We start from the raw sequence: 14,055 nt of genomic DNA on the forward strand, positions 1-14,055 counted from the left end.
CTATTCTCCGAACAATCCACCCTGAGTCTTTTCTGTCTTATCCCTTTTTTTATCTAAGGTTCTTCCTTCATCTCCCTCTTCATTACCTTTGTCTATAATAACATTGCTATCCATTACCGCAACATCCTCCGTAGTCCTTTTGTATTCCCCTTTAAACAATGCACGATGGAAATAATTATTTTTTGATGTCCAGTTTCCTGAACTTGAGTCACAGATTATGCTATTTTTCATCTGGTACAATCTTGTATCCATCTCATCTATCTGATGTACAATCTGTGCTTCAATAAACGCTGGTTCCTTTGGAGATTGCCACTCGAACTTACCGTGATGAGAAAGGATAATATGCTCAAGTTTAAGCTTTAGCAACTCTGGAAAGTTTTTAATTTTTTTTATCTCTTCCAGTAGTATGTCTCTACCCAGCACCACATGACCGAGAAAATTCCCCTCATCGGTATATTCTGGAAAGATTTCTCCTGACAATTCTCTTATCTTGCCTATATCATGAACCAATATCCCTGCAATAAGCAAGTCACGATCAATTTCCCCTTTGTATATTTCACTAACAGCATCTACTATTTTCAATGTTATATAAATATGCTCAAGTAGTCCCCCTCTATATGCGTGATGTAGTTTCATTGAACCAGGAAATGATTTAAGACTCTTTTCATATTTTATATAAATCCTTTTTAAAAGCTCTTTCAAAGCCTGATTACTGATACTTTCGATACTATCCATAATTTCATCCCACATTTCATCAATATTACGACTTGTAGTCATTATAAAATCTTCATAGGTAATATTTTTTTCTGCCAATCTGTCAGGCTCAATCTTTTTCACTCTCTCCAGCTTCACTTGAACATTATCCCTGAATCTTTCAACAAATCCAACAACTCCTATTATATCACCTCTATTTATATAATCATTTATCCGTTCTGAATTATCCCACACCTTAGCATTTATTGAACCTGTCTTATCAACAAGTTCAAGATCAAGATACAAATTTTCATTCTTCGCTACTTTTAATTCCTTCTTTTTTACCAGAAAATACCCTACGAATTTATCGCCTTCTTTTAATTCATTTATGTATTTCCTTTCCACTTCCTCCCTCTCATAAATGTGGTATTAATTTAAAAATTTAATTAGAGTTTGGAAAAGATTAATTATCAAATTTTAGCATAATTAAAAACATCTGTTATAAACCGAATTAAATATTTGAAAAATCTAAAATAAAATTACTCCAATCATTCCCCAGGTTTCATCTGATTAAATGCTAAAATTTTAAGACCTAATAATCACAAAAATTATTTAATTTAAATTGTGAGTAAAATTAGGAACACGACAATTATCGTTATATCATTCCTTTTCTTGCTAATTTTACTTCTTTTAAATGATTTCATTAAAATGAAAAGATATTCACTCGATGTAACTGATAAAATTCCCATAATTGTTTTCAGCCTCGGCTGGCATACAGGGATAACAATTGAATATAAATGCATACCTAAAAGATATAAAAAATATTTTGATGATTTTAGAGACTACAAATATATCGAGATAAGCTGGGGTGATGCAAAATTTTACCAGGATCGATCACCGAGGATAAACTATCTCCTTGCTGCAAGGGCGATTCTACTGCCAACACATGGGATACTGCATATTACAGGGTTTAATCTATCTATAGAATTATTTTATAAGTACTGTTCAATAAAAAAGATCAATATTACAAACAGTGATTTCAAAAAGATGATGGATTGCATTACTTCATACTTTGTTTTGAATCGGCATTATCAGCCAATACGAATATCTCAAAGCCTTTATGCCTATGGTTGGTTTTATGAAAGCAGAGGTATTTACATCTTTCCGATAACATGTAATGTTTGGACGGCACTTATATTAAAAAAAGCCGGACTTGATATAACCCCTATATTTTATCAATCAGCAACACTATTGATGTTTATGTTGGATCAAATCCGTGAATATTCACTGGAATAACTGCTTTATATAAATTTTATAGTCTATGTTGATAATAGAATATGTTTATGGTAAATTCGATTTAGATTATTAAAAGTGAGAATAATTCTATGAATGAACATGAAATTCTGATGAAAAAAGCACTAAAGCTGGCTGAAAAAGGACGAGGTTATACAAGTCCAAATCCTGTAGTAGGCGCTGTGATTGTAAAAAAAGGCAAAATAATTAGCGAAGGTTATCACGATACCTTTGGCAAGCCACATGCCGAGGTAATAGCTTTGCAGAAGGCTGGAGAAGAAGCATTCGGTGCCACCTTATACGTTAACCTTGAGCCATGCTGTTTTTCTGGTAAGACACCTCCCTGCACTCAGGCTATTATTAATGCAGGGATAAAAAAGGTTGTTGTAGGGACAATTGACCCTAATCCCCGAGTAAATGGGAAAGGTATAAAAATTTTAAAAGAAAATGGTATTGAAGTAGTCGTCGGAGTTCTTGAGAAAGAGTCAAAGGAAATAAATAAGGGGTTTTTTAAATATATAACAAAAAAACTTCCATACATAACCTTAAAATTTGCCATGACACTCGATGGATTTATTGCCGATGTTTCTGGAAACAGCAAATGGATATCATCTGATAAATCAAGAATATTAGTAAAAACAAAGCGTAAGAGCTATGACGCTATTATGGTAGGAATTGGTACAGTACTCAAAGACAATCCGGAGCTATTACCCGCTGAGAAAGATGGCTTCATTCCTTATAGGGTTATAATTGACGATCTACTTAATATACCTATTACAGCCAGACTTTTAAACGACAATTTCAGAAAAAGAACCATTATTGTAACAAAAAATGTTGCCAAGAATAAAAAAATAAATGAACTCAAAGGCAGAGGGGTAAAAATTGTAATTTCAAAAGAAAATGATTTTGGATGGATTGATCTGAATGATGCCCTCAAAAAACTTGCAGATTTTGGTATAACTTCTATCTATTGTGAGGGCGGCAGTCAGTTAGCTGGCAGCCTGATAAATGAAAATTTAGTGGACGAGATTGAGATATTTATTGCACCTAAAATAATTGGAAAAGGAATAAATTTCGTATCAGGTTTTTGTAAAAGTATTGACGAATACATTAAACTAAAATTTACAAATGTGGAAAAGATTGAAGAAGACCTGCATATAATAGGGAAATTCAATTAAATGTTCACAGGGTTAATTGAAGAGATAGGTAAAATTAAAAATTTAAAATATATAGGAAGCCTATTAAAGGTTGATATAGAATCATCTAAATGTATAGAAAACCTCAAAATTGGAGACAGTATATCTGTCAACGGAGTATGCTTAACTGTTACAGATTTAGGCAAAACCTCTTTTAGCTCAGAAGTTTCAAGGGAAACAGTTGAAAGAACTACATTTAAAATTATAAAAAAAGGTGATTATGTAAATCTTGAAAGACCTTTAACAATTAATGAAATGCTTGGAGGTCACCTTGTACAGGGACATATTGATTGTGTTGTAAAAATTTCAAATATTAAAAATATTGGGGAATCTACGGAATTCATGATAAATATTCCTAATGATTTTATCGAATATATTGTAGAAAAAGGTTCTGTTGCATTAGATGGTATAAGCCTGACAGTTGCAAGACTTATTGGAAATAATATTATAATTTCGATAATACCAGAAACGTTAAAAAGAACAACACTTCAATATAAAAAGAAGGGTAATTATCTCAATCTTGAGGTAGATATTATTGCTAAATATGTTAAAAATTTCGTAACAAAAATTGATTCTAATTCACTAAATTTAGGCAAATTAAAATCTATGGGTTATTAGAAAGTGGTAATAAACAAAATCGAAGAAGCAATTGAAGAAATAAAAAAAGGGAACATAGTAATCATCGTTGATGATGAAAGCCGGGAAAACGAAGGCGACATGGTAATGGCAGCTTCCAAAATAACACCGGAAAAAGTTAATTTTATAACAAAATACGCTCGAGGGTTGCTCTGTGTTGGTATCACTGAAAATATAGCGAAACAGCTCTATCTTAATCCCATGGTAGAAGAAAATACAGCCCTACATAAAACAAGATTCACCGTAAGCGTCGATGCAATAAAAGGTACTACGACAGGTATATCCGCATATGATAGAGCGATTACAATAAAAAAACTTGCCGACCCAAAAGCAAAACCCGATGATTTTGCAAGGCCAGGTCATATATTTCCAATAGTAGCAGTCGAAGGGGGAGTACTACGAAGAGCAGGGCATACAGAAGCGTCAGTGGATATTGTAAAGCTAGCTGGGCTCTATCCTGTAAGTGCCCTATGTGAGATAATGGATGAAGATGGCAATATGGCTCGCGGTGAGTCTTTAATAAAATTGGCAAATACACATAACCTAAAAACAATAACAATAGCAGATCTAATTGAATATAGAAGAAGAAAAGAAAAATTAATTAATAGAATCAGTGAAGCAACACTGCCAACAAAATATGGTACTTTTAATATTATTCTGTATCAGGATAGTGCAAAAGGTGATGAGCATATTGCAATGGTTATGGGAAAAGTAGACGATGGAAATCCTATTCTCGTAAGAGTTCATTCAGAGTGCTTTACGGGAGATGTTTTAGGTTCAATGAGATGCGATTGTGGTGATCAATTGCATAAAGCACTTGAAATGATTAGTAATGAGGGTAAAGGAGTGCTATTATATCTAAAACAGGAAGGAAGAGGTATCGGATTAAAACATAAATTGCAAGCATATCAGCTTCAGGATAAGGGACTTGATACTGTAGAAGCCAATGTAAAACTGGGATTCAAGCCCGATTTGAGGGACTATGGTATAGGAGCTCAGATATTGGTTGATCTCGGCATAAAAAAAATGAGACTCCTAACAAACAATCCAAGGAAGATAGTCGGACTTGAAGGATACGGATTGGAGGTCGTTGAAAGAGTACCAATTGAGGTACCACCAAACCCTATAAATATAGAATATTTAAAAACTAAACGAGACAAACTTGGTCATCTTATTCTTAATAAAAACGATAAGGAGAGCCATGGTAAAAAACATTGAGGGAAGATATTTTGGAGAAAAGCTTAAAATCGCCCTAATTGCTAGTCGATTTAACGAAACTATCACAAAGAAACTCATCGAAGGTGCAGTCGATTGTCTAACAAGGCATGGCACTGATAACAAGGATATTCATATTGTTTGGGTACCGGGAGCATTTGAAATCCCTAAGACCGCAAAGGAGGTAGCTGAATCTGGATTATACGATGGTGTGATATGTCTGGGTGCTGTAATAAGAGGAGCCACACCACACTTTGATTATATAGCAGCAGAAACTGCGAAAGGAATAGCAAAAGTGGGGATCGAAGCTGATGTACCAATTATCTTTGGTGTACTCACTACAGATACGATAGAGCAAGCTTTGGAAAGAGCTGGAACAAAGGCTGGTAATAAAGGCTGGGACGCTGCTCTCAACTTACTGGAAATGGTAGATCTATTCAAACAACTCAGGGAATTAAAGCACAAATAAAAGAAAAAATTTGCGTCATAAACTATTTGCACTGTTAATAATATATTCTTTTATATATACTCAGGTAAGGATAGGGGAATGGAAATACATTACCTCTAAGCTTTCATTCAATGACCTTGAAATACTAAATGATAAAATATTTGCTGCTACATCCGGAGGTGTTATTTCTTTTGACCCCGTAAATAATAAATTCGAGATAGGTTCATTAAGTCAAGAACTGGAGTCATACAATTTTTATAGTATAAAAAAAGATGATAAAGGATTTATATGGTTAGCAGCCGATTATCCATTTGCTAAAATTTATATTTTAGACTCAAAAAACTTAAACATAAATCAGGTTTTTGATGAGTACACCTGGGATAAAAAACTTACCGCAATCAAAGGCTTTGCTTTTCGTGAAAATGATGCTTTCGTTATATTTCAAGATAATGTTGATTGGGGCTTAATGTATTTCACCTATAATAAACTAAGATCACGATGGGAATATCGAGAATTATATAAGAATTTTCCAATCGATATATACAGAATAAACAATGTTTCGGTTATAAATGACACAATATATATATGTACCGACAACGGACTGCTATATGCTGATTTAAAAAATAATACAAATCTCATCGATAGAAATAACTGGGATATTGTCCCATCTACATTAGGGTACAAAATCCAGAATATAAAATTATACATGGATAAAAAATTATTTAATAAATATGACCTGAACGCTAATATTGATACCCTGATAACAACAACAGATTTAGCACACTACGAGATTTATAATACGATAGGTATGCCGATAAGGAATTTTAATGTAATGGGGGATTCTATTCTAATCTCAACTGATAGATATTTTATACTAATTATCGCAAATAAAACTGTTAGCCTGTTTCCTGGAAATAATTTTACATGCTCAGTGGTAGATAAAGAGGGTAATATATGGGCAGGTTCTCGAATTCAAGCTCTTTTTAAAATTTCTATAGATGGTTTAGTAAAAAAATTCATCCCCAATACTACAGTTACAAACGCTTTCTCTGCACTATATGTGGATGAAAGCGGAAATCTTATAGCTGGTTCAAGAAAAGGAATAAGCTATATTTCCAGTGACAAAATTTATAATATCGTATTTTATCCATATCATAAATCCATCAAGAACAGATTTAATTTATTATCTGATACGGTAAATTATTTTTTAGCAGATACACTGCCTGCATACTTTGGAAGTGAAGGAATTATAAATACTATAATTAAAAGAGGTAACTGGTTCTATGCTGATATGAGTCATTTAAATCTAATAGGTGATATAAATGAAGGTGGTGTACTAAAATTCAATTTTCAGAATCTTGATCAATACATTGCCTACGACACCACTAACTATTATGTTGCAGGTAGTGAAGGTAAAGGCGGTGAATCATCCTATGTTGTACTTGGTAGGATGACTGTCGATCATAGTGGAAATATATGGGTGTGCAATCAATTTGCAGAAAATGACAGCGTACTTTTTGCAATTACTCCAGATAACAGGTTTATTCACTTTTCTATTAGTGAATCAAAGGGAGCATTAAACTATATATTAACAGACATTGCTATAGACAATAAAAATAGAGTATGGGTATCTTCCTATGCCCATACATCAGAGACTTCTCCCTCATCAGGTGGAATAGCAGTACTTGACCATAAAAATACTCTATTTGATAAATCCGATGACGAATGGGTATGGATCAGTACAAACAAAGGTCTGTCAAGTAACAATGTTTATTCAGTCGCCTTCGATAAAGATAATGAACTCTGGATTCTAACTGCAGATGGTATTCAAAGGGCTGGTGTAGCTGATAATTTCCCGAAGAAAATATTTAGTTATATTGAATCGCCAGTATTAACCGGTATACCTTTCGATAAATTTTCCAGAATAAAAATTGATAACCTTGGAAATAAATGGATAACTACGTCTGGTGCTGGAGTAAAGCTCTATACTTATGAAGGTATCTGGTATAACAATGTTGAAGGGTTTACCTCTTCTAATTCAGGACTCCTATCCGATAATATTATGGACATTGCATTTTATGAACCTGATGGATTAGTGTTTTTTGCGACATCGCAAGGTATCTGTGTTTTAAAGTCAGAATTTGGATATTATGGAGAGAAATACAGAAAACTGAAAATATTCCCATCTCCCTACAAAATACCTTCTTCTGAATATATGGTAATCGATGGCTTATTGCAGGGTTCTGAGGTAAAAATTTTTACTATCGATGGGTATTTTATAAGAAAATTGACAAAGGAAGATGGCAATGTAATTGGTTCTCAAGCATACTGGGATGGTAAAGATAAACATGGAAATTATGTTTCATCAGGAGTTTACCTAATAATGGCATATATTCGAGAAGGTCAACACACAGTTGAAAAAATTGCTATAATTAAAAATAAGTAGTACGCAGATTCTTTTGGAAAAGCCTAATATTCTCCCCATTTAAAAATCAATAAATTTATTCTTCTTTAGAATAAATAAGAACGTACCAAGTCGTTGGTATCTTGGTTCAACCTTTTGACCAAAATATTCATATAGCTCGTCTGCTATTTCAGCAGCATTTTTCTTACCGTCTATTTTAATCCACGCTAAGCTACCTACCTCATCAAGATGTATCCTATAACAAGGCCTTTTCATTATAGGCAAAAGGTATCTTTTTAATATGCTTCTGGAAAATTTAGGCTTCAAAAGTACTACTCTTTCTTGCGAGTCTATTTCATGTTTAACTAAGGGACGGGGTACGATCTCTTTTAAATTTATCTCTTTTCCCCGTCCCTTATTTCCTTTCCTCATAATTATTTGCTTTTAGATTTAATTAGTTCTTTATATGGGTATCTAACTAAAATATAGCCTAGAAATAGGAATACCAGCAATCCGAGCCACCAGAAACCATGAAATGTTACCGGCAGACCAACCAATTCTCTAAGATTTATATTTCCCACTACGAGACCAGCTAATATAATGCCTACCAGCGCTTCGCCGGCTACAAGACCCGAAGCAATTAAAAGCCCTGTGTTGTCAAGTGTATCTTTGTCCTGCTGGCTTTCAATTTTTTTCTTTGCAACTGCATCGACAATAAGTTTTATTAATCCACCTACAAAAATAGCTGATGTCGTATTGAAAGGCAGGTACATCCCAACTGCAATCAACATTGGAGATGGAGAACCAATCAAAATAAGCGCAAATGAAAACAGCATGCCAGCAATAACAAGTGGCCATGCCATCTCCCCTGCCACTATCCCTTTACTCATCATTGCCATTAAGCCTGCCTGCGGTGCCGGTAAAGCTTCGCTACCTATTCCATTTGCCTTATGGAGTAACATTATCGGCAATACTAACACTAATGCGGCAGCAATCACTCCCAGAAGACCACCTATCTGCATTTTCCAGGGGGTACCGCCAAGGATATGCCCTACTTTCCAGTCCTGAATCATATCTCCAGCAACACCAGCAATACAACAAACTACGGACGCAACCCCCAATACTGCTGCCACGCCAGGGTCACCCTTCATACCAATAAGTACCATCAAAACTGCAGCAATCAGCAAAGTTGATAAAGTTAGACCAGATATCGGGTTTGAAGAGCTACCTATTATACCAACCAGATATCCTGCTACTGCTGCAAAGAGCAATCCAGCAAAACCCATTACAATCGCAGACAATATTGATGATCCAATATTATGTGTAAATGTTTGATATAAAAATATCATGCAAATTATTATAACACCTATTGCTATAAGCACAAAACCAAAGGGGACATCTTTCTCAGTTCTTAAGACATTATTCTCTTTTGTACCTCCTGCAGCTTTTAGATCAGCTACACCCCTTTTAATCCCATTCGCAAGATTCTTCCTCATCTTGAATAATGTGTAAAATGCACCAACAAGCATACCGCCGACTGCTATTGGTTTGACTGTAGAGCTATAAGCCGATTTCGCAATATCAGCCCAACTGCCATCAGCAGTGAAGGGTAATAAATTATTGTACATTAAAAACATTACTATAGGCATTAAAAATAACCAACCAAAAACACCCCCTGAAAAAGTTATTGCTGCAAGCCTGAATCCGATAATATAACCCACACCAAGAAATGCTGGAGAGGCCGCCGGACTTTGCAGAAATATACCTCCCTTTTGAGAAAATTGGGCTGTTACTGTTTCTTTATTCTCGGTAAAAGCTTTCAATATCTGGCCCTTTCCATCCAGCAGACTAATTTTAGAAAGGGCAAAATGAAAATACCCTTTCACAGTATCTTTTATAATTTGTATTCCGTTAGGATTCTTAAAGAGTTCGATAAGTGCAGCAATACCTATGCTTGAAAATACATATTTTGCTCCTGTCTGTCCACCCTGCCCGGCTTTTACAATTTCTGCACAGGCTCTACTCTCTGGATATGGTAAAGAGACATCCTCAACCATCGTTTTTCTTAACATAATGACAAGTAATACGCCTAGAACTCCTCCGACAAGCATTAACAAAGTCGATTTGACATAATCAAAATCACTCCACACTCCGGTCATTACAAATGCTGGTAACGTAAAAATAGCTCCAGCTGCTAATGCCTCCCCTACTGCTCCAGTAGTTCTAGCGATATTTTCCTCAAGAATAGTTCCTTTAAAAGGTCTTAAAAACGCCATAGAGATAACAGCAGCGGGAAATGTAGCGGCAACAGTCATACCTGCCTTCAACCCTAAATATGCATTAGCTGCCCCAAGTACAATTGCTAAAATTACACCTAAAAACAAAGCTTTAAAAGTAAGCTCCCTCATACTGGTTTCTGGTGGAACAAATGGTTTGAACTCTTTACTAGCCAATTTGCACCTCCTTATTTTTATTAAAATTTAACTAATAAAAACTTAAAACCATAAAATGCGAATTAAACTAAGTATCTATATTTTATTAGTCAAGCAAATAAAGGGTATCATAGTATAAAGATCTACCGAAAATTAAATCTAATAGACAGATTCATTAACATGCAATTATTTTGGAAAAGCTATTTCTTTAAACTATCATAATTACTTCCTTGTCTTATTCCTATTTTTCTAATATTTTACCAAGTTTTATAATACTATTGGAGAAAGATTTATATGGTTAAAAAAGGTTTACCAGCTGAGGCTTACGAGAAGGTACCAGCGGAAAACTATGTACCATATGTACCATCCGATATTTCTATAACAGAATTTACCATAAAATCTTTATTGTTGGGTGCATTGTTTGGTATCTTGTTCGGAATGGCAAATGCCTATCTCGGTCTCATGGCTGGATTAACTATATCTACTGCTATACCATTAGCCGTTATAACTATTGCCGTTGCCAAAGCGTTCGAAAAGATTTGGGGTAAGACATCTATATTAGAAAATAATATCACAAAAACAGCTGGCTCAGCAAGTTCATCTCTTGCATCAGGTATAATTTTTACAATACCTGCATTATATATGTGGAGTCACGATCCCGGACTATTGAAAATAACACTTATTGCTCTTTTTGGCGGCCTATTGGGAGTTGTTTTTATGATCCCTTTACGTAAATTCCTGATATGGAATGAACATGGAAATCTACCTTATCCGGAGGGTATAGGTTCTGCCGAAGTACTGGTGGCCGCTGATACTGGTGGTACAAATGCAAAGAACGTCTTTACAGGACTTGGTATTGGGCTTATATATACTTCCATAATGGATATTATTAATCTATGGACAAGAGAAATATGGATAAAGATACCATTCATTAAGAAAGCTTCCATTGGCATGAATACTCGACCATCTCTACTGGGAGTTGGTTATATACTTGGATTTAAAATAGCACTGATTATGGCTGCCGGCGGACTTCTTTCATGGCTTATTATAATTCCGGCTATAGCTTATATAGGTGAAAATTTTACATCACCTTTATATCCAGAAACTAATCTTTCGATAAAGGAAATGTCCCCAGATCAAATCTGGACAAGATATATTAGATACATTGGTGCAGGCGCTGTAGCCACAGCTGGATTTATTACATTAATAAAGTCAATTCCCATCATGATTTCCTCATTTAAAGTCGGAATAAAAAATATTAGAAAGAACTCTAAACTAAATCAACTCAGAACAGATACAGACCTGTCTATGAAAACTGTTCTGGCAATCATTGTTCTGGTCGTACTCTTACTCACTTTCATTCCATACGTCTTTGACTACACCAATTCTATCATCTTTAGATTAATTACAGCACTATGGATAGTTCTATTCGCATTTTTCTTTACAACGGTATCTTCAAGGATAGTTGGACTTGTTGGTGTAACATCAAATCCCACATCAGGAATGATTATTGCTACTTTGATACTAACCAGCCTTATATTTCTCGCTTTAGGTTTTAAAGGATTAGAGGGTAAAATTGCGGCTATAAGCGTTGGAGCAATTGTCGGATGTGCTGCTTCTATAGCTGGAGATACATCTCAGGATTTAAAAACAGGCTTTTTAATAGGAGCTACACCAAAATATCAGCAGATTGCAGAAATTATCGGAGTAATAACTACCTGTTTCTTTGTAGCTGGAAGCGTACTTATACTTGGCAAAGCCTATGGCTTTGGTTCAAAAGAATTACCTGCTCCACAGGCAAATATGATGAAAATGGTTGTCGACGGAGTAATTGGAGCAAACATACCATGGATTTTCGTGTTAATTGGAGTGTGCATTTCTCTCTTTGTACATTTTGTGTTGAAACTACCTTCTCTCGCATTCGCTGTTGGAGTTTATTTACCCGTTTCTACAATGATTCCTATCTTAATTGGTGGTACAATTAGAAAGGTAATAGAAAAAAAAGTCAAAAATAATAAGGAACTTTTAGTAAAAAGAAGAGAAAAAGGTATATTATTTGGCTCAGGGCTCGTTGGCGGAGATGGGTTAATGGGCGTTGTTATTGGACTCCTTGTAATATTGAAAATAAGACCTGCTATACTTCCTGAAAACTGGGCAGGCAGTTTCAATATTTTAATTGCTATATTATTTTTTGCTATTTTATCTTTTTTACTAGTACAATCAACAAAAACTGAGGAGAGTTAATACAATGGCAAAAGAGACAAAACAGAAAAAGAAAAAAAGAAAAAATTATCATGCAAAACATTTCATTCAAGAATTTTATATTACAAAAACAAATATATTGATCTTTTTGGTAGGACTCATAGTAATTGCTACTGGCTATATAATAATGGCAACAGGAGAAACATATAGTTTTAGTTCTTTAACCATTTCTCCTATATTATTGCTTATCGGCTACCTTGTAATAATTCCAATATCTATTTTGTATAAAAAGAAGAAATAACGAAGATAATTATTGTTTGGATAATACTTCCACAGTATCTCGAGCAATAACAAGTTCTTCATTTGTCGGTATAACCCAGACCTTTACCTTTGAATCTTTTTTGGATATTTCCATTTCTCTTCCAATAGCCTCGTTATTTTTATCCTTATCTATCACTATTCCAAGATTCTCCATATCCTCCAGCGATTTATCCCTGACTCTGGGTGAATTCTCACCAATTCCCGCGGTAAATACAATCCCATCGGCACCATTCAAAATTCCGAGGTAAGCTGAAATATATTTTTTAATTCTATAACAGAAAACTTCAAAAGCGTATTTACACTGAATATTACCATGATCAGCTTCTTTAAGGATATGTCTCATATCATTGGAAATACCTGATAGTCCAAGAAGCCCAGATTGTTTATTTAAAAGTGAGCTTGCCTCGGATAAACTCAGTCCCTCCCTTGCCATAATATAAATGACCACTTCAGGATCAAGGTCACCACATCTCGTTCCCATCACTAGCCCCTCGAGTGGTGTAAATCCCATAGATGTATCAATTGACTTTCCATTTTTTACCGCGGTAATACTGGCTCCATTACCAAGATGACATGAAATAAGTTTAACCTTATCCAACGGTTTTTCCAGCAACCTTGAAAACCTGTACGTAACGTAATAATGGCTTAATCCGTGAAAACCATATCTTCTTATCCCATCTCGATAATAGAAATACGTGGGTATTGCATAAAGATAAGCATGAGGTGGAATACTATAATGAAATTGTGTATCAAAGGCAGCAACATTTGGAACATTGGGAAAAATTTCCATTGCCACTCTTATACCTTCAAGATTATGCGGATTATGTAAAGGGGCAAACCGCGAGCATTCCTGAATCACGCCGATAACTTTGCTATCAATTATTACTGACTTGTGGAAATATTCACCACCATGAACTACCCGGTGACCAATAGCGTCAATTTCATTTCTTGACTTTAATACACCAATTTTTTCATCCTCAAGTAATGTAACAGATTTATTCAATGCATCACCATGATTTAAAATTGAGGCTACCTCATGGTAATATTTACCATTGCTATCCCAGTAGTGTACCTCAGCCCCTGGAAGTCCTATTTTTTCTATCAAACCTTTGGCTACTTCTTTATCAGCATCGATTTGCATTTGACGTAAGGATGTTTCGATCAATTTAAATTTTAATGAAGAACTACCACAATTAAGAACCAAAACTTTCATTC

At 34.7% G+C, this 14,055-nt stretch carries 12 protein-coding genes; 8 read left to right on the plus strand and 4 right to left on the minus strand.

Translation table 11 applies throughout. The features are described 5' to 3' along the window. Complete coding sequence (locus tag H0Z29_03995) at positions 1-1,098, minus strand: HD domain-containing protein (GenBank protein ID MBO8130667.1); 1,098 nt, start codon at positions 1,096-1,098, stop codon at positions 1-3. A gap of 303 nt (positions 1,099-1,401) precedes the next feature. Here H0Z29_03995 and H0Z29_04000 point away from each other — a divergent pair, with 303 nt between their 5' ends. The 6 genes from H0Z29_04000 to H0Z29_04025 all read left to right on the plus strand — a co-directional run bounded on the left by H0Z29_04000 (position 1,402) and on the right by H0Z29_04025 (position 7,927). Next, positions 1,402-1,989, plus strand: coding sequence for a DUF2459 domain-containing protein (locus H0Z29_04000; GenBank protein ID MBO8130668.1), 588 nt, complete (start codon positions 1,402-1,404; stop codon positions 1,987-1,989). A gap of 89 nt (positions 1,990-2,078) precedes the next feature. Then, positions 2,079-3,164, plus strand: coding sequence for a bifunctional diaminohydroxyphosphoribosylaminopyrimidine deaminase/5-amino-6-(5-phosphoribosylamino)uracil reductase RibD (gene ribD, locus H0Z29_04005; protein ID MBO8130669.1), 1,086 nt, complete (start codon positions 2,079-2,081; stop codon positions 3,162-3,164). After that, the gene (locus H0Z29_04010; GenBank protein MBO8130670.1) at positions 3,165-3,800 is read left to right on the plus strand and encodes a riboflavin synthase; all 636 of its coding nucleotides are present in this window, start codon (positions 3,165-3,167) and stop codon (positions 3,798-3,800) included. A gap of 3 nt (positions 3,801-3,803) precedes the next feature. Continuing rightward, positions 3,804-5,036 (plus strand): bifunctional 3,4-dihydroxy-2-butanone-4-phosphate synthase/GTP cyclohydrolase II, encoded by a 1,233-nt coding sequence (locus tag H0Z29_04015; GenBank protein ID MBO8130671.1) that lies wholly within the window; start codon positions 3,804-3,806, stop codon positions 5,034-5,036. Next, complete coding sequence (locus tag H0Z29_04020) at positions 5,020-5,502, plus strand: 6,7-dimethyl-8-ribityllumazine synthase (GenBank protein MBO8130672.1); 483 nt, start codon at positions 5,020-5,022, stop codon at positions 5,500-5,502. The genes H0Z29_04015 and H0Z29_04020 overlap by 17 nt, the downstream gene beginning before the upstream one ends. Before the next feature lie 10 nt (positions 5,503-5,512). Further along, positions 5,513-7,927 carry a hypothetical protein gene (locus tag H0Z29_04025; GenBank protein MBO8130673.1) on the plus strand — a complete coding sequence of 805 codons (2,415 nt, stop codon included), beginning with the start codon at positions 5,513-5,515 and terminating at the stop codon, positions 7,925-7,927. 39 nt (positions 7,928-7,966) lie between these two features. Here the strand turns inward: H0Z29_04025 and H0Z29_04030 are convergent, their stop codons facing one another. Further along, positions 7,967-8,317: a PqqD family protein gene (locus H0Z29_04030; GenBank protein MBO8130674.1), complete on the minus strand. Its 351-nt coding sequence runs from the start codon at positions 8,315-8,317 to the stop codon at positions 7,967-7,969. A 2-nt stretch (positions 8,318-8,319) separates the two neighbouring features. Then, positions 8,320-10,338, minus strand: a complete 2,019-nt coding sequence (locus H0Z29_04035; GenBank protein ID MBO8130675.1) for an oligopeptide transporter, OPT family — start codon at positions 10,336-10,338, stop codon at positions 8,320-8,322. A 273-nt stretch (positions 10,339-10,611) separates the two neighbouring features. Between H0Z29_04035 and H0Z29_04040 the strand changes: the two genes are divergently transcribed. Together H0Z29_04040 and H0Z29_04045 are read left to right on the plus strand one after the other, a co-directional pair. Continuing rightward, positions 10,612-12,561, plus strand: coding sequence for an oligopeptide transporter, OPT family (locus H0Z29_04040; protein ID MBO8130676.1), 1,950 nt, complete (start codon positions 10,612-10,614; stop codon positions 12,559-12,561). A gap of 64 nt (positions 12,562-12,625) precedes the next feature. Next, positions 12,626-12,820: a DUF3098 domain-containing protein gene (locus H0Z29_04045; GenBank protein MBO8130677.1), complete on the plus strand. Its 195-nt coding sequence runs from the start codon at positions 12,626-12,628 to the stop codon at positions 12,818-12,820. A 9-nt stretch (positions 12,821-12,829) separates the two neighbouring features. On the opposite strand, the gene H0Z29_04050 is transcribed toward H0Z29_04045, so the two are convergent. Next, positions 12,830-14,053 carry an acetate kinase gene (locus tag H0Z29_04050; protein ID MBO8130678.1) on the minus strand — a complete coding sequence of 408 codons (1,224 nt, stop codon included), beginning with the start codon at positions 14,051-14,053 and terminating at the stop codon, positions 12,830-12,832. Positions 14,054-14,055 lie beyond the last annotated feature (2 nt).

This window comes from Candidatus Neomarinimicrobiota bacterium (assembly GCA_017656425.1).
Classification (GTDB): Bacteria; Fidelibacterota; UBA2242; order UBA2242; family B5-G15; genus JACDNV01.